Source organism: Streptomyces sp. NPDC050610 (assembly GCF_040654875.1).
Lineage (GTDB): Bacteria > Actinomycetota > Actinomycetes > Streptomycetales > Streptomycetaceae > Streptomyces.
Map to the genome: position 1 here is coordinate 163,758 of NZ_JBFAIV010000015.1, position 23,771 is coordinate 187,528.

General features: G+C 70.7%; 20 protein-coding genes. 15 read left to right on the plus strand and 5 right to left on the minus strand.

The genetic code is table 11. From position 1 onward, the window contains the following. The first annotated feature begins 45 nt into the window (after positions 1-45). The gene (gene pruA, locus AB0I22_RS20255) at positions 46-1,677 is read left to right on the plus strand and encodes an L-glutamate gamma-semialdehyde dehydrogenase (RefSeq protein WP_363132193.1); all 1,632 of its coding nucleotides are present in this window, start codon (positions 46-48) and stop codon (positions 1,675-1,677) included. A gap of 69 nt (positions 1,678-1,746) precedes the next feature. Here the strand turns inward: pruA and AB0I22_RS20260 are convergent, their stop codons facing one another. After that, positions 1,747-2,376 carry a Uma2 family endonuclease gene (locus AB0I22_RS20260; protein WP_363132194.1) on the minus strand — a complete coding sequence of 210 codons (630 nt, stop codon included), beginning with the start codon at positions 2,374-2,376 and terminating at the stop codon, positions 1,747-1,749. 348 nt (positions 2,377-2,724) lie between these two features. Here AB0I22_RS20260 and AB0I22_RS20265 point away from each other — a divergent pair, with 348 nt between their 5' ends. Next, on the plus strand, positions 2,725-2,856 hold the full coding sequence (locus AB0I22_RS20265) for a hypothetical protein (RefSeq protein WP_363132195.1): 132 nt from the start codon (positions 2,725-2,727) through the stop codon (positions 2,854-2,856). A gap of 73 nt (positions 2,857-2,929) precedes the next feature. On the opposite strand, the gene AB0I22_RS20270 is transcribed toward AB0I22_RS20265, so the two are convergent. Continuing rightward, the gene (locus AB0I22_RS20270) at positions 2,930-4,552 is read right to left on the minus strand and encodes a metallophosphoesterase family protein (RefSeq protein ID WP_363132196.1); all 1,623 of its coding nucleotides are present in this window, start codon (positions 4,550-4,552) and stop codon (positions 2,930-2,932) included. A 130-nt stretch (positions 4,553-4,682) separates the two neighbouring features. Between AB0I22_RS20270 and AB0I22_RS20275 the strand changes: the two genes are divergently transcribed. From AB0I22_RS20275 to cimA, 7 genes are all read left to right on the plus strand, one after another. Further along, positions 4,683-5,723, plus strand: coding sequence for a 3-isopropylmalate dehydrogenase (locus AB0I22_RS20275; protein ID WP_363132197.1), 1,041 nt, complete (start codon positions 4,683-4,685; stop codon positions 5,721-5,723). Positions 5,724-6,129: 406 nt separating this feature from the next. Next, on the plus strand, positions 6,130-7,218 hold the full coding sequence (locus tag AB0I22_RS20280) for a branched-chain amino acid aminotransferase (protein WP_363132198.1): 1,089 nt from the start codon (positions 6,130-6,132) through the stop codon (positions 7,216-7,218). Between the two features lie 253 nt (positions 7,219-7,471). Next, positions 7,472-8,578, plus strand: coding sequence for a protein TolB (locus tag AB0I22_RS20285; protein WP_363132199.1), 1,107 nt, complete (start codon positions 7,472-7,474; stop codon positions 8,576-8,578). A 103-nt stretch (positions 8,579-8,681) separates the two neighbouring features. After that, positions 8,682-9,905, plus strand: coding sequence for a hypothetical protein (locus tag AB0I22_RS20290; RefSeq protein WP_363132200.1), 1,224 nt, complete (start codon positions 8,682-8,684; stop codon positions 9,903-9,905). A 115-nt stretch (positions 9,906-10,020) separates the two neighbouring features. Continuing rightward, positions 10,021-11,346 (plus strand): MFS transporter, encoded by a 1,326-nt coding sequence (locus AB0I22_RS20295; protein WP_363132201.1) that lies wholly within the window; start codon positions 10,021-10,023, stop codon positions 11,344-11,346. A gap of 486 nt (positions 11,347-11,832) precedes the next feature. Beyond that, entirely contained in the window at positions 11,833-12,006 is a 174-nt protein-coding gene (locus AB0I22_RS20300) for a hypothetical protein (RefSeq protein WP_363132202.1), read from the plus strand. A 296-nt stretch (positions 12,007-12,302) separates the two neighbouring features. Next, positions 12,303-13,922, plus strand: a complete 1,620-nt coding sequence (gene cimA / locus AB0I22_RS20305) for a citramalate synthase (protein ID WP_363132203.1) — start codon at positions 12,303-12,305, stop codon at positions 13,920-13,922. 15 nt (positions 13,923-13,937) lie between these two features. Here the strand turns inward: cimA and AB0I22_RS20310 are convergent, their stop codons facing one another. Then, complete coding sequence (locus AB0I22_RS20310) at positions 13,938-14,576, minus strand: TetR family transcriptional regulator (protein ID WP_363132204.1); 639 nt, start codon at positions 14,574-14,576, stop codon at positions 13,938-13,940. Positions 14,577-14,683: 107 nt separating this feature from the next. On the opposite strand from AB0I22_RS20310, the gene AB0I22_RS20315 reads away from it, so the two are divergent. Then, positions 14,684-16,225, plus strand: a complete 1,542-nt coding sequence (locus AB0I22_RS20315) for an FAD-dependent monooxygenase (protein ID WP_363132205.1) — start codon at positions 14,684-14,686, stop codon at positions 16,223-16,225. Between the two features lie 10 nt (positions 16,226-16,235). On the opposite strand, the gene AB0I22_RS20320 is transcribed toward AB0I22_RS20315, so the two are convergent. Next, a complete protein-coding gene (locus AB0I22_RS20320; protein WP_363132206.1) occupies positions 16,236-16,865 on the minus strand; it encodes a YceI family protein in 630 nt (209 codons plus the stop codon). Positions 16,866-17,011: 146 nt separating this feature from the next. Between AB0I22_RS20320 and AB0I22_RS20325 the strand changes: the two genes are divergently transcribed. From AB0I22_RS20325 to AB0I22_RS20345, 5 genes are all read left to right on the plus strand, one after another. Beyond that, positions 17,012-19,390 carry a polysaccharide lyase 8 family protein gene (locus AB0I22_RS20325; protein ID WP_363132207.1) on the plus strand — a complete coding sequence of 793 codons (2,379 nt, stop codon included), beginning with the start codon at positions 17,012-17,014 and terminating at the stop codon, positions 19,388-19,390. Between the two features lie 54 nt (positions 19,391-19,444). After that, on the plus strand, positions 19,445-19,675 hold the full coding sequence (locus AB0I22_RS20330; protein ID WP_363132208.1) for an antitoxin: 231 nt from the start codon (positions 19,445-19,447) through the stop codon (positions 19,673-19,675). Continuing rightward, positions 19,672-19,878, plus strand: coding sequence for a hypothetical protein (locus AB0I22_RS20335; protein WP_363132209.1), 207 nt, complete (start codon positions 19,672-19,674; stop codon positions 19,876-19,878). Before AB0I22_RS20330 ends, AB0I22_RS20335 begins: the two co-directional genes overlap by 4 nt. A gap of 414 nt (positions 19,879-20,292) precedes the next feature. Then, the gene (locus AB0I22_RS20340; protein WP_363132210.1) at positions 20,293-21,876 is read left to right on the plus strand and encodes an acyl-CoA carboxylase subunit beta; all 1,584 of its coding nucleotides are present in this window, start codon (positions 20,293-20,295) and stop codon (positions 21,874-21,876) included. A 27-nt stretch (positions 21,877-21,903) separates the two neighbouring features. Then, entirely contained in the window at positions 21,904-22,113 is a 210-nt protein-coding gene (locus AB0I22_RS20345) for an acyl-CoA carboxylase subunit epsilon (protein ID WP_363132211.1), read from the plus strand. A gap of 82 nt (positions 22,114-22,195) precedes the next feature. Here the strand turns inward: AB0I22_RS20345 and AB0I22_RS20350 are convergent, their stop codons facing one another. Next, positions 22,196-23,518, minus strand: coding sequence for an MFS transporter (locus AB0I22_RS20350; RefSeq protein ID WP_363132212.1), 1,323 nt, complete (start codon positions 23,516-23,518; stop codon positions 22,196-22,198). Positions 23,519-23,771: the final 253 nt, after the last annotated feature.

The window sequence follows — 23,771 nt, forward strand, 5'->3', positions numbered from 1 at the left end:
CTTCACACACCCGCCTCACACCCCCGATCGAAGGAGACGGCCACCATGGACGCCGTGACCCAGGTCCCCGCCCCGTACAACGAGCCGGTGCACGGCTACGCCCCGGGCTCCCCGGAGCGCGCCCGCCTCGAAGCCAAGCTCAAGGAGCTGGCCGAGAACCCCATCGACCTGCCGATGACCATCGACGGCGAGCGGCGGATGGGCGGCGGCGAGCGGTTCGACGTCGTACAGCCGCACAACCACAAGGCCGTGCTCGGCTCGTACAACAACGCCACCCGCCAGGACGCCCAGGACGCGATCGACGCGGCCCTGGCCGCCGCCCCGGCCTGGCGCGCGCTGTCCTTCGACGACCGCGCCGCGATCATCCTCAAGGCCGCCGAGCTGCTCTCCGGCCCCTGGCGCGAGACGATCGCCGCCTCCACGATGCTGGGCCAGTCCAAGACGGCGCAGCAGGCGGAGATCGACGCGCCCTGCGAGCTCGTCGACTTCTGGCGCTTCAACGTGCACTTCGCGCGTGAGCTCCTCAACGAGCAGCCGCTCGTCCAGCCGAACGGCGTGTGGAACCGGATGGACCACCGCCCGCTGGAGGGCTTCGTCTACGCGATCACGCCCTTCAACTTCACCGCCATCGCGGGCAACCTGCCCACCGCGCCCGCGCTGATGGGCAACGTGGTGGTCTGGAAGCCGTCCCCGACCCAGACGCACTCCGCGATCCTGCTCATGCAGCTCCTGGAGGAGGCGGGCCTCCCCAAGGGCGTCATCAACCTCGTCACGGGCGACGGCAAGGAGGTCTCCGAGGTCGCGCTGCCGCACCCCGACCTCGCGGGCGTCCACTTCACCGGCTCGACCGCGACGTTCCAGCACCTGTGGAAGTCCGTCGGCGAGAACATCACCGGCTACAAGTCCTACCCGCGCCTGGTCGGCGAGACCGGCGGCAAGGACTTCATCGTCGCCCACCCGAGCGCCGACCCCAAGATCCTCAAGACCGCCGTCACCCGCGGCGCCTTCGAGTACCAGGGCCAGAAGTGCTCGGCCGCCTCGCGCGCGTACATCCCGCGTTCCATTTGGGAGAACGGCTTCAAGGAGGAGCTGGCGGCCGAGGTCGACGGCCTCACGATGGGCGACGTCACCGACCTGTCCAACTTCATCGGCGCCGTCATCGACGACCGCGCCTTCGCGAAGAACAAGGCCGCGATCGACCGCGCCAAGTCCGACGCGACCTGCGAGATCGTGGCCGGCGGCACGTACGACGACTCGGTCGGCTACTTCGTCCGCCCGACCGTGATCGCCTGCTCCGACCCGGAGAACGAGGTCTTCAAGACCGAGTACTTCGGCCCGGTCATCGGGGTCCACGTCTACGAGGACGCCGACTTCGACGCCATGCTGGAGCAGATGGAGTCGGCCTCGTCCTACGCCCTGACCGGCGCCGTCCTCGCCAAGGACCGGCACGTCCTGGCCGCCGCCTCCGAGAAGCTGCGCTTCGCGGCCGGCAACTTCTACATCAACGACCGCCCCACCGGCTCGATCGTCGGCCAGCAGCCCTTCGGCGGCGGCCGCGCCTCGGGTACGAACGACAAGGCGGGCTCCAAGTTCAACCTGCTGCGCTGGTCCTCCCCGCGCGCCATCAAGGAGACCCAGGTGGCCCCGACGGACTACCGCTACCCGCACATGGGCTGACCCAGCCTGTAGGGACAGCGACGGCCCGGCGCCCCCGTTGTGGGGGGTGCCGGGCCGTCGGCATGTCGGCTATCCCTTGCGCGGCGGTCCGGTGATCTCCTCGCCGATGACGAAGCCCTTGGCGGGGCCTTCGGGAATGGCCACCTCGGTGCCGTAGGGGACGCGGGTCTCGGCGGCGTAGACCGCTTCGGCGGGGGAGGGCGACGAGAGCACGGTGACGGTGCCGTGACCGTCGTGGTCGTCGATGAGGACGTAAACGGGAATGCCGGCACGGGCGTAGGCCCGGCGTTTACGGACCCGGTCGCGCTGGACGCTGTCGTAACCGGGTGAGACGACTTCGACGACGAGTTGTACGGCGGAAGCCTTGACGGCGACGCCGTCGTCGGTCTCGACCTCGCCGATGTCCTCGGGGGCGATGAGGACGTCGGGAATCCAGACCTTGCGGTGGTGCACCACATTCGTGTCCTGGTGGGCCGCGTACTCGTCCTCGCCGAGGTACTTGTCCATGGCGCGGCGAAGCCGGTTGGTGATCTGACTGTGAGAAACGCGGCCCGTGGGCGACACCTCGATGAACCCCTCAACGATCTCGGCGCGGAAGCCCTCGGGGAGTTCCATGGTCTTCCATGCCTGCCACAGGGCCTCGTCCAGATCAGGTCCGGGCATCGCGGCCTCGGGCGCCTCGTATGCGAGAGCGGTCATGGTGCAGCACCTCCTCCTCAAGTGTGGGCGTCGGCGGCCTGGCGGCACAAGCGACACCGCCACGGTGCGGGGGGCGACGGTCCGGCGGCCGGTGATCGGCGGCAGATCATCTGATCGGGTGACCGATCCGTCTCAGATAGTAGGAAGCCCAAGTAATTGTGCAGACAGGACGGTGATCCTGTCCTAACTTTGTAGGAGCCGACGTCTCGTCCCATCGGGCGATGGCGGTTGCGGCCCGGTGCGCGCGTGCAGGTGACCCCTGTTGCACCCAGGCCCCCGCCCCTCCGGCGTTCATCCGACCTTCGACCGACCTTTTCCCTCGGGGTTCAGTAAGAGGAGACGTGAATCATGGCCGACACCGCTGTCCGCAGGACCCGTCGTATCGCCCGTGCCGCCGATGACGCCGACCGCAAGAACGCCGCCGCCGCGCTTCAGCGCGCGCTCGACCGCCGTGACAACGGCGGGGTCACCGGGCACTGAGGCGCGCTGAAAGGGGCCGGGCCCTCCGGACGGAGGTGGCCCAGCCCCTGGCGCGCGTACGTACCGGTACCGCTCAGTGGCCCCGGCCGTGCCCGTGGCCGCGCACCACGTCGAAGTGGTCCAGCCGGCCGCCGCTCTCCGCCAGCGTCGTCACGCGCATGCGCGGCCGGTGGCCCGGTTCGACCTCGACGGCGATGAAGGAGTAGCCGGTGTAGCGGACGCGCGACCACTCCACCGTCTCCTTGTCCTTCCCGCCGCCCTTCGCCCAGTGGTAGGTGGGGACGCTGTCGAGGTCCGCGACGTGGCCCTCGTAGCTGTCCGCCACCGGGAAGTCGTAGAGCGACTTGCCCGCGCCGCCCGCCGTGACGTACACGATGCCGTCGCGCGTGGAGTCGACCGTCTCGCCGATCGGCACCTGCTTCGAAACCTTGCCGCGGTGGATGGCGTCGGTGCGCTCGTACACGTGGTTGTGGCCGTTGATGACCAGGTCCACCTGGTGCTTCTCGAACAGCGGCACCCACGCGTCGCGCACCCCGCCGTCGGACGCGTGCGAGTTGGTCGTGGAGAAGGCGCAGTGGTGGAAGAAGACCACGATGAAGTCGATGCCGCGCTGCGCCCGCAGCTGGCCGAGGCGCCGGTCGAGCCACTTGGTCTGGCGGCCCGCCGTGTAGCCGGTGTTGGCGGTGATCTCGTACGAGACGTCGTTGGCGTCCAGGGCGACGAAGGCGACGTTGCCGTACGCGAAGGAGTAGACGCCCGGGGCGTTCACCGCGTCGACGCCGTTGTCCGGCAGCGTCCAGCGGGCGTTCTGGCCGCCGTAGCCGTGCGGGGAGTACCAGGCCTCCATGTCGTGGTTGCCGGTGGTCACCATCCACGGGACGCGCGCCGCCACCGTCTCGGTCTGCGCCAGGAACTGGTCCCACGTGCGGGCGTCGTAGACGTCGCTGGTGCGGCCCGAGCCGGACGGGTCGGCGTAGCAGATGTCGCCCGCGTGCAGGTGGAACGCCGGGTTCTGGCCGAGGATCAGCTGGTCGTTGGCGAGCGCGTCGTAGGTGACGCCCTGGTCGCCGAAGGCGGTGAAGGTGAACTTCTCCGCGCGGGCCGGGGCGGTGGTGAAGGTGCCGATGGAGGAGAAGTTCCGCGGGTGCGCCGGGTCGAAGCCGTCGTGGCCGACGCCGTAGTAATAGGTGCGGCCGGGGCGCAGGTGGTCCAGCGCCGCGTGCAGATAGACCTGGTCGACGGCGGGCTGCTTCTTCGACAGGGCGGGCGTGTGCAGGTCCCGCACCTCGGCGTGGATCTTGTGGCTGAGGTCCCAGGGCTTGAGCCCGATCCGGATGAACGGGCGCTTGACCGCGAACGGCACCTGCCAGGAGACGCGCATCTGCGTCCTGGGGTCGGCGCCGAAGGCGAGGTGCCGGCCGAAGGGCGCGACGAGGTGGCCGCTCACCTTGGTGGTGGCGTGCGAGGTGAGGAGGGTAGGCGAGGGGGCCGAGGCGGCGGGGGCGGCGGCCGGCTGCGCGGCGTAGGCGTTGGCGCCGCCGGTCAGCAGGCCCGCGCCCGCGACGGCCCCGGCGCTCGCGGCGCCCGCGCGCAGCATCCCGCGCCGGGTGAGCTTCGTCCGCAGGTACTCGTGCTGTTCGGGCATCGTCATACGCGCCGCGAGGTGGTCGGGTATGCCGAACCGTGGTGTCTCCATGCATCACAACGTGTCAGGGGAGCCCGACCCCCACGCGTCCTGCGGGTGAACGACAGTCGACCGGCCGACGGCGTGTCCGGATAGTGGACGACCGGTGTCAACCGGCGGGACGCGGGAGTAGGGTCCCGGTATGTCTCGCAGCATTCGCCTCGCAGTGATCCCCGGTGACGGTATCGGCCAGGAAGTCGTGGCCCAGGGCCTCAAGGTCCTCACCGCCGCCCTCCCCTCCGACGTGAAGCTGGAGACCGAGGAGTACGACCTCGGCGCCAAGCGGTGGCACGCTACCGGCGAGACCCTGCCGGACGCCGACCTGGAGTCGCTGAAGAACCACGACGCGATCCTGCTCGGCGCCATCGGCGACCCGTCCGTCCCCTCCGGCGTGCTGGAGCGCGGGCTCCTCCTGAAGCTCCGTTTCGCCTTCGACCACTACGTCAACCTGCGTCCGTCGAAGCTGCTGCCCAACACGGCCACCCCGCTGGCCGGCCGCCCCGAGATCGACTTCGTCGTGGTGCGGGAGGGCACGGAGGGTCCGTACACGGGCAACGGCGGCTCCCTGCGCACCGGGACCCCCGCCGAGGTGGCCACCGAGGTCAGCGTCAATACGGCCTACGGCGTGGAGCGCGTCGTGCGCGACGCGTACGAGCGGGCCAAGGCCCGTCCGCGCAAGAAGCTGACGCTGGTCCACAAGAACAACGTCCTCGTGCACGCCGGCCACATGTGGAAGAAGATCTTCGACGCGGTGGGCGAGGAGTACCCCGAGGTCACCACCGACTATCTGCACGTCGACGCCGCGACGATCTTCTTTGTCACACAGCCCGAGCGGTTCGACGTCATCGTCACCGACAACCTCTTCGGCGACATCCTCACCGACCTCGCGGCCGCCGTGACCGGCGGCATCGGGCTCGCCGCGTCCGGGAACATCAACCCCAGCGGCTCCTTCCCGTCGATGTTCGAGCCGGTGCACGGCTCCGCCCCGGACATCGCGGGCACCGGCAAGGCCGACCCCACGGCCACCGTCCTGTCCACGGCCCTGCTGCTGCGGCACCTCGGCTTCGAGGCCGAGGCCGCCCGGATCGAGACCGCCGTCGCGGACGACCTCGCGGCGCGGGACGGCTCCGCCCGTACGACGGAGGAGATCGGCGACGCGCTCAGCGCGCGAGTAGCGGGCTGACGCCCGCCGCACACACCACACAGCGACGGGCAAGGCCCTGTCGTCGAACCCGCGCCTGCCCCGCGCCGCCTGGCACGCACTCTCGCCGCGTTGTCGGGTTCATCCCGGTACGCCCAGTACAGGGATGACCCTCCGCCTTGCGAGAGCACGCACCAGACGACGCGGGGCCCGCCCTCCGGGCGAACGGCGGGGGTTCGACGACGGGGCCTGGCTCCCGCCGCTGTGCTACCACGCGGTTGGGTGCGACCATCGACCCCAGGCCGCGCACGCGTTTCCGTCCACGGCCCCACCCGAGCGATAATCGGACGTGGGGCCGCGGCAATGAGGGGAAGCTCGGACGTCCTAGCAGTGCCGGGACGGAGTGAGCGCGGTCCACCACATCTGAAACTGTGAAGGACTACCACTCATGACGACGCCCACGATCGAGCTCAAGCCCTCCTCCTCGCACTCGCTGTCCGACGCCGAGCGGGAGCGCATCCTGGCGGCACCGGGATTCGGCCGCTTCTTCACCGATCACATGGTGACGGTCCGCTGGACCGAGGGCCGGGGATGGCATGACGGACAGCTCGTGCCGTACGCGCCGCTGTCCATGGACCCCGCCAACATGACGCTGCACTACGCGCAGACGATCTTCGAGGGGCTCAAGGCGTACCGTCAGCCGGACGGGACCGTGGCCACCTTCCGCCCGCACGCCAACGCCGAGCGTTTCCAGTCGTCCGCCCGCCGCCTCGGCATGCCGGAACTGCCCGTCGAGACCTTCATCGAGGCGTGCGACGCGCTCGTCAAGCAGGACAAGGACTGGGTGCCCGGCAGCGGCGAGGCCTCGCTCTACCTGCGTCCCTTCATGATCGCTACGGAGGTCGGGCTGGGCGTGCGGCCGGCCAACGAATACCTCTTCATCGTCATCGCCTCGCCGGCCGGCGCCTACTTCTCCGGCGGTGTGAAGCCGGTCTCGGTGTGGCTCTCCGAGGAGTACGTGCGGGCCACCCCCGGCGGCACCGGCGCCGCGAAGACCGGGGGCAACTACGCCGCCTCGCTGGTCGCGCAGGCTCAGGCCGCCGCGCAGGGCTGCGACCAGGTGGTCTGGCTGGACGCGATCGAGCGCCGCTGGGTCGAGGAGATGGGCGGCATGAACCTGTACTTCGTGTACGGGAACAAGATCGTCACCCCGGAGCTGACCGGCTCGCTGCTCCCCGGCATCACCCGTGACTCGCTGCTCAAGATCGCCACCGACCTGGGGTACGAGGCCGGCGAGGGCCGTATCTCCACCGACGACTGGAAGGCCGGCAACGAGGACGGCACCCTCACCGAGGTCTTCGCCTGCGGCACCGCCGCCGTCATCACCCCCGTCGGCTCGGTGAAGTCCGCCCGCGCCGACTGGACCGTCGGCGACGGCGCCCCCGGCGAGGTCACCATGAAGCTCCGCGAGGCCCTGCTGAACATCCAGACCGGCGCCGCCGAGGACACCCACGGCTGGATGCACCCCCTGGGCTGAAGCCGCCGACCGCAGCCGCGTACGTGCCTGGAGAGCCGTTCCCGTGACACGGGGAACGGCTCTCCTCGCGTTCTGCGTCCGCCGCGCCGCGTCTGCCCCGCCGCGTCCGCCGCGTCCGCTGCGCTCGCGGACCCGCGATCACGGGGCCGGGTTGTACGCATTCGGTCGCATTGACCGGCTCACTCGTGGTGCGGTTGCATCCCCGTGGGCCTTCGGCGAAGGGCCGGGGGATTCGTGCGTTCCGGGGGGAATCATGTCCATCGCTGTACGAGCGGCAGCCGGTACGGCCCTGGCCGGGGCGCTCATGGCGGCCGCCCTGCCCACCGCCGCCGCGGACACCGGCGGCACGGATACCGGCGCCACGCACCGGCCGCGCACGGTGAGAGCCAGCGTCGCCGCGGACGGCACTCAGGGGAACGCCGCGTCGGGCGGGGGCGTGATCAGCGCGAACGGGCGGTACGTCGCCTTCTCCTCGCGCGCCACCAACCTGACCCCCGACCCGAACTCGCCGTTCCCCGACACCTTCGTCAAGGACCTGCGGACCGGCACGCTCACCTTCGTCCGGGACGGGCTGTACGGGCTGCGCATGAGCGCCGACGCGAGCTGCGTCGGCTTCAACGACTACGGCGGCCACGACATCCAGGGCATCGTCCACGACCTGAAGACCGGCAGGCGGGACGTGCTCGGCCAGTCGCGCGGCGGCTCCACCCTCACCTCGCTCAGCGCCGACTGCCGCTACGCCGCCTACACCGACAAGCCGCACCACCCCGCCGACCCCAGGGCCGTGTACGTCCGCGACCGGCAGACCGGCGAGAACATCAAGGCCAGCCACGATGCGACGCCGGAACAGTTCGACATGACGGACGGATCGATCAGCGGCGACGGGAAGACGATCGCCTACCAGACCCACCGCCGCCTCGGCGAGGGCCCCGACACGTACGACATCGTCGTCAAGAACCTCCGCACGGGCCGGCTCCAGCAGATCGACGGCTCCCACGACGCCGCCCCCGCGAGCCTTGTCCAACTCAGCGGCAACGCCCGGTCGGTCGCGTACAACATGGGCCCGGACGCGTACGTACGCGACCTGCGCACCGGCCGTACGACCCGGCTCCCCGGCGTCCAGGCCCGCGCCCTGAGCCCCGACGGGCGGCGACTGCTGTACGCGGACGCCGCGTCGAAGCTCGCCCTGCGCGACCTGCGCACCGGCCGCGACCGGGCCGTGACCGCCGGTCCCGCCTCCGCCGGGCAGGGATCGCTCTCGGCACACGGCCGCAGCGTCGCCTTCGGCTCCGGCGCCGACGACCTCGTGCCCGGGGACACCAACGGCTTCGCGGACGTCTTCGTCCGGCGCGTCCGCTGAGCGCCGTGCAACGTACCACCTGCCAACCGGGCCGATCGTGTCCTTCGGGTCAAGCGGGTCAATCGTGCACGTCGGGTCAGTCAGGTCAATCGGGGGAGAGAACATGTCCGTAGTCGTACGCGCCGCCGCAGCCGTGGCCGCGCTGGCCGCCGCGCTCGCCGTCGGCGCGCTGCCCGCCACCGCCGCCGACGAGCCCACCCGCCCGTACACCGAGCGGATCAGCCACGCGCCGGACGGCGGGCAGTGGGACAGCGCGTCCTGGGGCGCGTCGTTCGGCGACCACGCGAACGTCTCGTTCACCTCGGACGCCGGCGGCCGGACCAACGCCTACCACGCGGGCCGGTCCGTCAGCTCGGGGTACAACGGGCAGACCCCGGACGGCCGTTCGTACGCGCCGTCCAGCTGCCACATCTTCACGGCCTTCGTCTCGGAGGCCACCAACATGACCGGCAACTCGCCCGCGGACGGCCGTCCCACCGTCTATCTGCGCTTCCGGCCGGTCGGGAAGATCGGGCGCACCAGCAACACGTTCGAGGGCGTCGAGTTCGCCTCGGCGGGCGAACCGAAGATCAGCTCCGACTGCGCGTACGTGACCTTCACCGCCACCCTGCCCTCGACGCCCGACCGCGTCGAGCAGCCGCGCGTCTACCGCTACAAGACCCAGAACGGCGCCATCGAGCAGGTCAGCCCGACGTCCCAGGACGGCTCCCGCGCCGCCGGGCGGCCGTCCATCAGCGCCGACGGCCGCTACATCGCCTACCAGTACGCCGTCCCGAACCGCGGCGGGCCCGCCAACCACAGCGACATCTACGTCCGCGACATGCTGACGGGCGCCCTGGAGAAGGCGAGCACGGCCCCTGACGGCGGGGCCGCGGACCGCGAGTCCACCGGCCCGGTCCTCAGCGCCGACGGCCGTCGCGTCGCCTTCGACTCGTACGCCGCCAACCTCGTGCCGGGGGATGCCAACCGCAGCGTCAACGTCTTCGTCCGCGACCTCGACAAGGGCCGCACCGCGATCGTCAAGGGCGCGGGCGGCAAGGTCTACACCGACCAGGCGGCGCTGAGCGCGGACGGCCGGCATGTCGCGTACGTCCAGGGGAGGCTGGGCGACACGGACGGGCCGGAGAGCGTGTACCTGCGCGATACGGCCACCGGGGCCACCCAGTTGATCAGCGTCGACGCCGGCGGCGGCCGCAATGACTACTCGGCGGGCAACCCCGCCGTCAATGAGGACGGCAGCGCCGTGGCCTTCGACTCCGCCTCCGCGGACCTCGTGTCCGGCGACACCAATGGGGAGAGCGACGTGTTCGTGCGGTGGCTGCGGTAGCGGGCGCCAGGGCGCGGTGGAGGGGCCGGTGCGCACGCGATGTGCATAAAGAAGCGTGATCGTTGCCGACCGAACTCTTGTCGTGGACAGGCCCGCTCCGCCACCGTGATCGTCCATGGGACAGCACTGGAAGAAGATCTGGGTCGGCTCGGCCGGCAACATGGTCGAGTGGTTCGACTGGTTCGTGTACGCGACGTTCGCCGTGTACTTCGCGGACGCGTTCTTCCCCAAGGGCAACGGCACCGCCAATCTCATGAACACCATGGGGATCTTCGCCGTCGGCTTCTTCATGCGGCCGGTCGGCGGCTGGCTGCTCGGCCGGATCGGTGACCGCAAGGGACGCAAGGCCGCCCTCACCCTGACCGTCACGCTGATGTCCGCCTCCGCGATCCTCATCGCGGTCGCCCCGACCTACGCGGTCGCGGGCTACGGCGGCGTCGCCGTCCTCATGGTCGCCCGGCTGCTCCAGGGGCTGTCGGTCGGCGGCGAGTACGCGGCCAGCGCGACCTATCTCACCGAGGCGTCCGCACCCGGCAAACGCGGCTTCGCCTCCAGCTTCCAGTACGTGTCCATGACCGCCGGCCAGCTCGTCGGCCTCGGCCTGCAGATCGTGATGCAGCGCACCATGTCCGAGGACGCGCTGCACAGCTGGGGATGGCGCGTCCCGTTCATCGTCGGCGCCGTCGGCGCCGCCATCGTCTTCTACCTGCGCCGCAATCTGCTGGAGACGGAGGTGTACGAGGAGGACGAGGACGACGCCGCCGAGGTCGCGCGGCGCGGCACGCTCAAGGCGCTGCTGAAGCACAAGCGCGAGGCGTTCCTGGTGATCGCGCTGACCATGGGCGGCACGGTCGCGTACTACACGTACACGACATACCTCACCAAATTCCTCTCCAAGAGCGCGGGCATGGCCAAGCCGACGGCGTCCCTCGTCAGTTTCGTCGCGCTGTTCCTCTTCATGTGCCTGCAACCGCTCGCGGGCGCCCTCTCGGACCGCATCGGCCGGCGGCCGCTGCTGATCACCTTCGCGGTCGGCTCGACCTTCCTGACCGTGCCGATCATGACGCTGCTCAAGCACGCCGGCTCCTTCTGGCCCGCGCTCGGCCTCGCCCTCCTCGCGCTCGTCATCGTCACCGGCTACACCTCGATCAACGCCTGCGTGAAGGCCGAACTCTTCCCGACCGGCGTACGCGCCCTCGGCGTCGCCCTCCCGTATGCCATCGCCAACGCCCTCTTCGGCGGCACGGCGGAGTACGTGGCCCTCTGGTTCAAAAAGGGCGGCATCGAATCAGGCTTCTACTGGTACGTGGCGGGGTGCGCGGCCGTCTCGCTGATCGTCTACCTCTCGATGCGCGAGACGCGTGACATCGACCTGAAGCGCGTCGGCCGGCCGGCCCACACGCCGGAGCCGTCGGCTTCGACGGTGCCTGAACGCGCCTGACCAGTGCCTCAATCGCCGGCCGGGCTTGTCTGATACGCGCTTCCGTACCGGCGCCGCTAACTCACCGATGGCCTCGCCGGCCGGGCTTGGGTGTGTGCGGCGCGCGATGCGAGCCAGGCTACTGACGCCCTCAATTGCCGGGCGGGTTTGGTTTGGTGCGGTTCGGTGCCAGTGCGGCTTACTGATGGCCTCAATCGCCGGCCGGGCTTGGGTGTGTGCGGCGCGTGGTGTGAGTCAGGCTACTGACGCCCTCAATTGCCGGGCGGGTTTGGTTTGGTGCGGTTCGGTGCCAGTGCGGCTTACTGATGGCCTCAATCGCCGGCCGGGCTTGGGTGTGTGCGGCGCGTGGTGTGAGTCAGGCTACTGACGCCCTCAATTGCCGGGCGGGTTTGGTTTGGTGCGGTTCGGTGCCAGTGCGGCTTACCGATGGCCTCAATCGCCGGCCGGGCTGGATGTGGTGTGGTTCGAGGCCAGTGCCGCTTACCGATGGGCTCGATCGTCGACCGGGTCTGGATGTGCGCGGCGCGCGATGCGAGCAAGGTCACCGATGCCCGCAATCGCCGGGCGGGCTGCCGACGTCATCAATCGTCGGGCGGGTTGATTTTCGTGTGGCTCGGCGCAGGCAATCCAGCCCGCCCGGCGTTTGAGGGCAATCTCTGACCGGATGGTGAGACGGCCCCACGCGGCAATGGACAGCTGTGCCACGATCCCAGCGTGCTCTCGTTCGCCATGATTATTGGCAGCAGGCGCGCCGGTCCGCAGTGACCGCCCCGTACCACCCGAGTACGGCGCGGAAACCGTGTCTCAGAGACCCGCGCGCAGACCTCTCGCACCCGCGAGAGGTCTTTTCGTTTCCCGGCCCACCTACGCCGGAGGCGATCGGCGCGAGGGATCATAGGGAGACGGTGGAGCCGGTCATTCCGGTAGACCGAGATCCCGACAGGAGTCACATCAGCATGAAGGACGTACAGGACGCGCCCGACGACGCCTTCCACGTCTTCGACACCACGCTGCGCGACGGCGCGCAGCGTGAGGGCATCAACCTCACCGTCGCGGACAAGCTGACCATCGCCCGCCACCTGGACGACTTCGGCGTCGGCTTCATCGAAGGGGGCTGGCCCGGCGCCAATCCCCGGGACACCGAGTTCTTCCAGCGGGCGCGGGACGAGATCGACTTCAAGCACGCGCGGCTCGTCGCGTTCGGCGCCACCCGCAAGGCGGGCGTACGGGCCGAGGACGACCCGCAGGTCGCGGCGTTGCTCGACGCGGACACCCCGGTCGTCTGCCTGGTCGCCAAGTCGCACGACCGGCACGTGGAGCTCGCCCTGCGCACCACCTTGGACGAGAACCTCGCGATGGTCCGCGACACCGTCTCGTATCTGCGCGGTCAGGGCCGCCGGGTCTTCGTCGACTGCGAGCACTTCTTCGACGGCTATTACGCCGACCCCGCGTACGCGAAGCAGGTCGTACGCGCCGCCCACGAGGCCGGCGCCGAGGTCGTCGTCCTCTGCGACACCAATGGCGGCATGCTCCCCGCCCACGTCCAGGCGGTCGTACGGACCGTGCTCGCCGACACCGGCGCGCGGCTGGGCATCCACGCCCAGGACGACACGGGCTGCGCGGTCGCCAACACGCTGGCGGCCGTGGACGCGGGCGCGACCCATGTGCAGTGCACGGCCAACGGCTACGGCGAGCGGGTCGGCAACTCCAACCTGTTCCCCGTCGTCGCCGCCCTGGAGGTCAAGTACGGCAAGCGGGTGCTGCCGGAGGGCGGGCTGAAGGAGATGACCCGGATCTCGCACGCCATCGCCGAGGTGGTCAACCTCACCCCGTCCACCCACCAGCCCTACGTGGGCGTTTCCGCCTTCGCCCACAAGGCCGGGCTGCACGCGTCCGCCATCAAGGTCGACCCCGACCTGTACCAGCACATCGATCCCGAGCGGGTCGGCAACACCATGCGGATGCTGGTCTCCGACATGGCCGGCCGCGCCTCCATCGAGCTCAAGGGCAAGGAGCTGGGCATCGACCTCGGCGGCGACCGCGAGCTGGTCGGCCGCGTCGTCGAGCGCGTCAAGGAGCGGGAGCTGGCGGGCTACACGTACGAGGCCGCCGACGCCTCCTTCGAGCTGCTGCTCCGCGAGGAGCTCCAGAAGGGGGAGGAGGGGAGCGCGCCGCGCTACTACCGGGTCGAGTCCTGGCGCGCGATCGTCGAGGACCGCCCCGACGGCACGCACGCCAACGAGGCGACGGTGAAGCTGTGGGCCAAGGGCGAGCGGCTGGTGGCGACCGCCGAGGGCAACGGGCCGGTGAACGCGCTGGACCGGGCGCTGCGCGTCGGCCTGGAGCGGATCTATCCGCAGCTCGCGGAGTTCGAGCTGGTCGACTACAAGGTGCGCATCCTGGAGGGCCGCCAGGGCACCGGGTCGATCACCCGGGTGCTGGTCTCCACCAGCGACGGGCGCGGCGAGTGGTCGACGGTCGGCGTCGCGGAGAACGTGATCGCGGCGTCGTGGCAGGCGCTGGACGACGCGTACGCGTACGGGCTGCGGCGTGCGGGGGTCGAGCCGCGGGAGTGAGCCGGCGGCTCTGCGTCACGGGTAGTGGGGCCCCAGTCCGGCGTCGAGCAGGTCGTACGCGCGCTCGGCGTCGGCATGGGCCTCGGTCAGGGTCTCGTCCATGCCGCGGCCCGCGTTGAGCTTCCCCCAGTTCTCGTGGGCCAGGTGCTGGTGGACCATGATGATCTGGGCGGCCGCCAGCCGCGCCGTCAGACCGCCCGCCTCAGGGGCCGCGGCCAGCAGCTGGTCCGCCAGCTCCGCCTGGTCCCGGTCGCCGTAGCGGATGACGCGGGCCGCCAGGCCAGGGGTCCTGTAGACCATGTCGATGAACGCGCGTACCCTCTGGTCGCCGGTCAGGCCCGTGATCGGGTCGTGGGCGTCCAGGCGCGCGTGGAAGTGCGCGCGCAGCGCGGCCAGCGGCGGCTGTCCGGGCGCGCGGTCGCGTACGACGCGCGCCGACTCGCCCTGGTGGTCGGCGAAGCGGTGCAGGACCAAGTCCTCCTTGGTGGGGAAGTAGCGGAAGAGGGTCGGCTTGGACACCTCCGCCGCGGCCGCCACGTCCGCCACCGACACCTGGTCGAAGCCGCGCTTCAGGAAGAGCTCGATGGCTGTTTCGGACAGCGCCCGCCGTGTGCGCTGCTTCTTGCGTTCCCGCAGTCCGGTCTCCTCGGTCACGCCTCCACCGTAGCAGATTTTTTCGTAACCAAGATAAATTCGTTACCCGGTTGCATTTTCTGTCCGGTCGGCGTTCCATTGACGGCATGACGATGGAGGGAAGCCGTATGAACACCGCAGTGCTGATCGTCGGAGCGGGGCCCACCGGACTGACCCTGGGCTGCTCGCTCGCCCGGGCCGGAGTGGCCGTACGGATCATCGACAAGGCCCCGGAGTTCCACCGGGGTTCGCGAGGCAAGGGCCTCAACCAGCGCAGCCGCGAACTCCTCGCCGACCTCGGCCTCGACGAGGAGCTCACGGCGGCGGGGACCGAGCACATCGTGCTGCGCAAGTACCGCGACGCCGTGCCCGTCGCCGACACCGTCTCCTGGGACTCCGCGGAGGCGCGCCCCGACGTCCCGTACTCCAGCGGTCTGCTCCTGCCGCAGTGGCGCACCGAGGAACTGCTGCGCGGCAAGCTCGCCGAGTACGGGGTGCGGGTCGAACTCGGCTGCGAGCTGACCGGCTTCACGCAGGACGAGCACGGTGTGCGCGCCACGCTCGCCGACGGGCGGACCGTCGAAGCGGACTACCTGGCCGGGTGCGACGGAGGCAAGAGCTTCGTGCGCAAGGCGCTGGGCGTGAGCTTCGAGGGGGAGACGGCGGCCGAGGAGATGATGATCCTCGGCGATGTCGAGGCGGACGGGCTCGACCGGGGCTTCTGGCACCAGTGGTTCGGCGAGGGCGGCGGGATCATGCTCTGCCCGTTCCGCGGCCTGTCGCACTGGCAGCTCCAGGGGGCGGCCGGTACGGACGAGCGGGGCAGGCTGCCCGAGCCGTCGCTGGAGGTCTTCCAAGACCTCTTCGACCGGGTCGCCCGCGTCCCGGGGGTGCGCCTGGCCAACCCCACCTGGCTGTCCACGTACCGCGTCAACGTCCGCATGGCCGGCCGCTTCCGCGAGGGCCGGGTCTTCATCGCCGGCGACGCGGCGCACGTCCACTCCATCGCGGGCGGCCTCGGCATGAACACCGGCATCCAGGACGCCTTCAACCTCGGCTGGAAGCTCGCGCTGGTCATCGGCGGCCACGCGGGGCCCGGCCTGCTGGACACCTACGAGGAGGAGCGGCTGCCCGTCGCGGCGTGGACGCTGAAGACCTCGAACGAGGGGTTGAGGAGGATCGTGGAGGGCGCCAAGACGGGGAAATTCGGTACGGACTTGGGCGGGAGCGAGGAGACCAGTGCGCTGCGCGTCGGCTACCGCTGGAGCTCGCTCTCGGGCGGCGCGGGGGAGGAGCGGGCCGGGGAGGGCGACGGGCTCGTGGCGGGCGACCGGGCCCCGGACGCGCCCTGCCGGGACACGGCGACCGGGCGGCCGGTGCGGCTCTTCGAGACGTTCGCGGGTCCCGGACACACCCTTCTCGGCTTCGGCCCGGACAGCGCGAAGACGCTGACCAGGGCGCGTGCGGAGTACGCGGGCCCGCTGCGTACCCGCCTGATCGACGCGGGCCCCGAGGGGCTCGAAGACCACGAGGGGCACGCCCGCGCGGCGTACGGGATGGAGGGCGGCGGGGTCGTGCTCGTACGGCCCGACGATTACGTCGCCCTCATCGCTCCGGCCGCGGAAGGGGATGCGGCCGTCATCGACTACCTGCGCCGCCTCGGTCGCTGAACGGCTCACATCAGCTCTGGGGCGCGGCCTTGACGGCGGAGATGTCGAAGGTGAGCTTCACCTTGTCGCTGACCATGACGCCGCCTGTCTCCAGGGCCGCGTTCCAGGTCAGGCCCCAGTCGGAGCGCAGGATCTCGGCACTGCCCTCGAAGCCGACGCGCTCGTTGCCGTACACGTCGGTGGCGGAGCCGTTGAACTCCAGGTCGATGGCGAGCGGACGGGTCACGTCCTTGATCGTCAGGTCGCCGGTGACGCGGTAGCGGTCGCCGCCCAGCCGCTCGGCCGAGGAGGAGCGGAAGCTCATCGTCGGGAATCGCTCGGCGTCGAAGAAGTCGCCGCTCAGCAGGTGGCCGTCCCGGTCCTTGATGCCGGTGTCGACGCTGGCGATCCGCACGTCGATGGCGGCGCCGGACCGGGCGGGGTCGGCGCCGTCGAGGGTGAGCGACCCCTCGTGCTCGGTGAACGCGCCGCGGACGTTGGTGACCATCGCGTGCCGCACGGTGAAGCCGATGCTGCTGTGCGCCGGGTCGATGGTGTACTCGCCGGTCAGCGCGGCGAGCGCCGGGTCCGCGTCGAGGACGGAGGTACCGGCGGATGCGGCGGGGGCGGTCGTGCTGCGCTTGCGGTTGAACAGAGCCATGGCTCCTCCTCGGGATCTTGTTTAATGTTCAACGAGAATGACTGTAACGCGATGTCGTTCAACATTCAACAGGATGCATCGTGCATCTGTCAGCGGGGCGGGCCCAGCCGGTTTCGCAGGGGCGTGCGCGGGGGATGGGGACACCTGTGCCGCCACCGCGCACTCCCTGGTCCCGGCGCGGCCTCCTGGCCGCGCTGAGCGCCACCGCCCTCGCGCTTCCCTTGGCTCGACAAGCCCATGCGGCCGATGAGTTCGAGGCGCTGCGGACGCGCTGGCGCGACCTCATGCTCGGCACGGGCTTCGACCCCGCCGCCGAGCCGTACGCCACACGTCTCAAGCGGACCGGCGCCTTCGCGCGGAGCTACCGCGCGAGCATGCGGCCCGCCGCCGCCTCGCTCTGGTCCGACGCCCCGTACGACCCGCCCGCCGGGATCACCCTCAGCTACAGCCGCCTGAACACCATGGCCCAGGCGTACGCCCAGCCCGGCACCGGCCTCACCGGCGACCCCGCGCTCGCCGCCGACGTCGCGGCCGGGCTCGACCAGCTGCACGCCCGGGTCTACAACCAGGCCACCGCCCGGTACGGCAACTGGTGGGAGTGGCAGATCGGCAGCCCCCGCCTCCTCCTCGACACCCTCACCCTCGTGTACGGGCAGGTCGCCGAGGACCGGCGGGCCGAACAGCTCGCCGCCGTCGACCACTTCGTCCCCGACGCCATGCTCGGCGACTACACCGGCACGAGCACCGGCGCCAACCGCGTCGACCTCTGCCGCGTCGTCGCCCTGCGCGGCATGCTCGGCGCGGCCCCCGCCAAGCTCGCGCTCGCCCGCGACGCCCTGTCGCCCGTCTTCCCCTACGTCACCAAGGGCGACGGGCTCTACGCCGACGGCTCCTTCGTCCAGCACACGTGGGTCGCGTACTCCGGCACATACGGCTATGTCCTCCTCGACGGCCTCGGACGGCTCTTCACCCTGCTGCGCGGCTCCAGCTGGGAGGTGACCGACCCCCGACGGCAGATCATCCACGACAGCGTCGAGCACGCCTACGCCCCGCTCCTCCACAACGGGCTGATGATGGACAGCGTCTCCGGGCGCGCCGTCAGCCGGGGCGTGCAGAGCGCCGACGCGAACAGGGTTCTCCAGAGCGATCACCAGCGCGGGCACCTGCTGCTGGCGGCCGTCGCGCTGCTCGGCGGCGGCGCGAGCGCGGCGGAGCGCGAGCGCTGGCACGCCATGATCAGAGGGTGGATCGCCCGTGACGTCAGCGGTCCGGTCGGCGACGACCCGCAGTTCGACGTCGCCGACCTGGCCCGGCTCGCGGCCGTCGCCGCCGGTCAGGGCGGGGCGGCGGCCGAGCCCGTGGGCCACCGGCTGTTCGCCGCGATGGACCGCGCCGTGCACCGCCGCCCCGGCTGGGCCGCGAACATCGCCATGGCCTCCGACCGGATCGCGTACTACGAGAACGGCAACGGCGAGAATCCGCACGGCTGGCACACCGGCGCCGGAATGCTCTACTGGTGGGGTGCGACGCACGGCGGCGACCAGTACACGGACGCCTTCTGGCCGACCGTCGACCCCTACCGGCTGCCCGGCACCACCGTCTCCGCCAAGCGGCTCGCCGACAACGAGGGCGGCGGCTGGGGCGCGCCCAAACCCGCCGTGACCTGGGTGGGCGGTGCCACGGACGGAGAGTTCGCGGCCGTCGGGCAGCACCTGAAGGGGCTCTCCAGCACGCTGGAAGCGCGGAAGTCCTGGTTCTGCCTCGCGGACGCGGTGGTCTGCCTCGGCGCGGGCATCACCGGCCGCGACGGCGTCCCCGCCGAAACCGTCGTCGACAACCGCAACCTGGGAGCGGAGGGCGACCCCCAGCTCACCGTCGACGGCGAGCCCCAGCCGTCGGAGCTGGGCTGGAGCAGAGAGTTCCGCCGCGTCCACTGGGCGCACCTGGCCGGACACGGCGGCTACGTCTTCCCCGGCGGCGCGCCGCTGCACGCCCTGCGCGAGGCCCGTACGGGTTCCTGGCGTGACATCAACTCCGGCGGCGTCCCCGATCCCCTCACCCGCCGCTACCTCACCCTGCTCCTCGCCCACGGCACGGACCCGACGGACGCCGCGTACGCCTACGTGCTGATGCCCGGCGCGAGCCCCCGCGCCCTCGCGGCCCGCGCAGCCGACCCCGGCCGGCTGACCGTCATCGCCAACTCCCGCGACCGGCAGGGGATCTCGGCGCCCTCGCTCGGCATCCTGGCGGTCAACTTCTGGCGCGCCGCCACCGCCGGCCCGCTCTCGACGACGGCCCCCGCGAGCATCCTGACCCGCCGCCACGGCCGCACCACCGCGCTGCACCTGGCCGCCCCGACCCGGGACGGCGCGCCCTTCGAGGTCACCTGGGCCTGGCCCGTACGGCGGGTGACCGCCCACGACCCGACGGTCGAGGTCCTGGCCACAGGCCGCTCACTGCGCCTGCGCGTCACCCCGGGCACGGCCTGCGCGACGCACTCCTGCACGGTCGAGGCGGGCGGATAGCCGAGGATCACCGCTGTGCCAGCAGACTGCTGGCCATGCGACTAGTTTCGTCGCATGGCCACCCTCTATGTCCGGGATCTGTCCGACGAGGCTCTCGCCGAGCTGAAGATAGGAGCCGCGCGCAGCCGGCAGTCGCTCCAGGCGTACGCCCGGACGTTGCTGGGGGAAGAGGCGGCGACGCCCGCGCTGGAGGATGTCGTCGCGCGGATCGGGCGGCGGGCGACGGCCCGGCTCTCCTCGGCGGACGTCCGGGCCGGCATCGAGGCGGGAAGGCGGCACGAGTGATCGTGCTGGACGCCGGGGCGATGGTCGTGCTGCCGGCCGACGCGGGGCCGGTGGGGACCGCAGTCCGTGCCCGCGTCACCGGTGAGAAGATCATCGCGCCGTATCCGATCGACGCCGAAGCGGCCTCCGCCCTCCTCGGGCGGCACCGGGGCGGAAAACTCACAGATGCGGAGCTGGACGAGGCTTGGGACAACTACGCATAGCTGCCCGTACGGCGGCTGGAGCACCTCCCCGTACTGCCCCGCGTGCGCGAGCTGTACGCGAACGTGTCAGCCTATGACGCGACCTGCGTCGCCCTCGCCGAGGGATACGAGGTCCCGCTGGTGACCACCGACGGACGGCTTGCCCGGTCAGGGCGGGGGGAAGTGCGTGTTCGAGGTGTTCGACGAGGCGGCGGCGGGTACGGGCCGGGGCTGACGGGGCGCGGAGGTCAAGCCCGGCATCCTACGGCTCGGTGCGCCGAGTTTTGTGGAGTACCAACAGATCGCTGCCCCTATTCCGGATCGGCGGGAGGGGCCGCGCTGTGAACTTCTGTGCTGCCTGCCCACGAAATGGGGCTCGACGTTGTACGAAAGCAACATGTAGTTCCATGGCCTCGGCCACGTACCGTCGATGCCATGAGCAATCTCGAAGGGGCGCCCGTAGAGGCGAGTGACGTCCGTGGGCGCGTCGCCGAGCTGCACGCGATCCGTGAGCAGGCCCGCCGCGGGCCCAGCGACCGGGCGACCGAGGCCCAGAAGGCCAAGGGGAAGCTGACCGCTCGCGAGCGCATCGACCTGCTGCTGGACCCGGGCTCCTTCAACGAGATCGAGCCGCTGCGCAGGCACCGCGCCACCGGGTTCGGCCTGGAGGCGAAGAAGCCCTACACCGATGGTGTGATCACCGGTTGGGGCACCGTCGAGGGCCGCACCGTCTTCGTCTACGCACACGACTTCCGGATCTTCGGCGGCGCGCTGGGCGAGGCCCACGCCACGAAGATCCACAAGATCATGGACAAGGCGATCTCCGCGGGCGCGCCCCTGGTGTCGCTGAACGACGGCGCGGGCGCCCGCATCCAGGAGGGCGTCTCGGCGCTCGCCGGCTATGGCGGCATCTTCCAGCGCAACACCCGCGCCTCCGGCGTCATCCCGCAGATCTCCGTGATGCTCGGCCCGTGCGCGGGCGGCGCAGCGTACAGCCCGGCCCTGACCGACTTCGTGTTCATGGTCCGCGAGACCTCGCAGATGTTCATCACCGGCCCGGACGTGGTGCAGGCGGTGACCGGCGAGAAGGTCACGCAGAACGGGCTGGGCGGCGCGGACGTGCACGCCGAGACGTCGGGCGTGGCGCACTTCGCGTACGACGACGAGGAGACCTGCCTCGAAGAGGTGCGCTTCCTGCTGTCGATGCTGCCGCAGAACAACCGCGAGAACCCGCCGGTCGCCGAGGCCCAGGACCCCGCCGACCGTCGTGGCGAGGCGCTGCTGGACCTGGTGCCCGCCGACGGCAACCGCCCGTACGACATGCGCAAGGTCATCGAGGAGCTCGTCGACGACGGCGAGTCCCTGGAGGTCCACGAGCGCTGGGCCACCAACATCCTGTGCACCCTGGCCCGCCTCGACGGTCAGGTCGTGGGCATCGTCGCCAACCAGCCGCAGTCGCTGGCCGGCGTGCTGGACATCGAGGCGTCCGAAAAGGCCGCCCGGTTCATCCAGATGTGCGACGCCTTCAACATCCCGATCGTCACGCTGCTGGACGTCCCCGGCTTCCTGCCCGGCGTCGACCAGGAGCACGGCGGGATCATCCGGCACGGCGCGAAGCTGCTGTACGCGTACTGCAACGCCACCGTGCCGCGGATCTCGGTGATCCTGCGCAAGGCGTACGGCGGCGCGTACATCGTCATGGACTCCCAGTCCATCGGCGCGGACCTGACCTACGCCTGGCCCACGAACGAGATCGCGGTCATGGGCGCCGAGGGCGCGGCCAACGTGATCTTCCGCAAGCAGATCGCCGAGGCGGACGACCCCGAGGCCATGCGGGCGCGCATGGTCAAGGAGTACAAGTCCGAGCTGATGCACCCCTACTACGCCGCCGAGCGCGGCCTGGTCGACGACGTCATCGACCCGGTCGAGACCCGTCAGGTCCTCATCAGGTCCCTGGCGATGCTCGCCGCCAAGCACGCCGATCTGCCGTCCCGCAAGCACGGCAACCCGCCGCAGTAAGCCGCAGTAATGGAGACGAAACCGGACATGAGCACTCCCACAGACGCCGTCGTTCGCGTGGAGAAGGGCCAGGCCGACGCCGAGGAGCTGGCCGCCGTCACCGCGGTCCTCCTCGCCCGCGCCGCCGCCACCCAGGACCGTGCGACCAACCTGCCGCGCCCCCGCCGCACCACCGCGGGCTGGCGCCGCCTGGAGCGCACGCCCGGCTTCCGGGCGCCGCACAGCTGGCAGGGCTGACCTCGCACCACCTTTTGCATATACGTACGGCTAGGAGCCCCGCACACATCGCGTGCGGGGCTCCTGCCGTGCCGGGTCCGGTTCAGGCGCTCGCCGGCGCCGGCTCGGCCTCCTGGGGCGGGGCCTCGGGAGCGGTCCGGGCCGTGCTGCCCTCCGGCAGCTTGAGGAACACCATCGTCAGCACCGAGGCGAGCACATACAGCGCGGCGAAGATGATGACCACCCCGGCGGGGCCCACCAGCCCGAGGAAGAGGCTGACGATCGCGGGGCCGACGAAGGCCGCGCCGCCCGCGCCCAGGTTGAGCAGGGCCATCGCGCCCGCCTTGTTCTCGGGGGCCAGGTTGGGGACCAGCGCCGAGATGGGGACGAACCCGGCCAGCGCGATGCCGTAGAGCATCCCGACCACGATGGCCACCCAGTAGCGGTCACCGGCCGCGAGCGGCACGAAATACAGCATCAGCGTGGTGACCGCGCAGCCCAGGCCGCCGAACGTCGCGATCGTCCGCTGCCAGCCGATCCGGTCGCCGATCGCGCCGAAGACCAGGTTGAAGATCACGTTGGTGCCGTAGATGACGGCCAGCAGGGTCAGCCAGCCGCCCTCGCCGAAGCCGATCCGGTCGCCGAAGAAGGTCGGCAGGAAGACCAGGAAGCCGAACTCCGGCGCGGTGTTGATGACGCGCACCACGCAGGCGACGGCGACGCGGGGGTTCTGCCAGATGATGGCGAGGCTCGACGTCAGCCGCTGCACGGGCTGCGCGTCGGGCGGGGCGAGCCGGGTGAAGCCGGTGCGCTCCCGGACGCCGATCATGCAGATCACACCGCCGAGCGCGATGATGCCGAGCGCGATCCACAGGGTGGCGAACTGGCCGAAGAGCGGGTTGGTGGTTCCGGCGACCAGTGAGCCGAGGGTCGGCAGCCCGCCGGTGAAGGCGACGTAGAACCAGCCGACGGCGGTGCCGAGCCGGGCCGGCGGGGTGGTGGCGGTGATCCACACCAGGAAGCCGAAGGCGAAGAGCGGATAGCCGAAGCCCCGCAGCCCGTAGAGGACCAGCATCAGCGGGTAGTTCTCGCCGCCGAGGGCGAAGGCCAGATACAGGACGTCGAAGACGATCCAGATCACGAGGCCCAGCTGCATCACCCGGCGCGGCCCCCAGAGGTCGGCCAGGGCGCCCGAGAGCCAGGAGGCCACCATCACCGTGACGCCGTACGCGGTGATCACATACGAGGCGCGCACCTCGGTCCCGGCCCCGTGATCGGCCATGAACGGCGCGATGAAACCGGACTCGACGCCGTCTCCGACCATGAAGAGCAGAACCCCGAGGAAGCCGAAGGCCAGGGGTTTCGGGATGCCCATGCGGTCGAGGAGCGACCGGGGGGCACCGGCCGGGGGGTGGGTGCTGACCATGTTGTGCCTCCGACGGAGCGGGGAGTTGGGGAACGGGGAGTTGGGGGGACCGGGGCTGAAAGCATCATGGTTCCTGTTAATTTCACACGCAAGATGTGAAGCGCAGATTTCTCGTGGCGGGGGAGAGATGGGGGCTCGTCAGGGTTTCTACCCTGGTGGGGCCGTTATCTACCGGGATTTTCAGGGGGATTCGGGTGGTTGGTTCCGGCTGGGGCGTTGATGAGAGGGGGTGACAGGCGTGCGAGATCGGTGT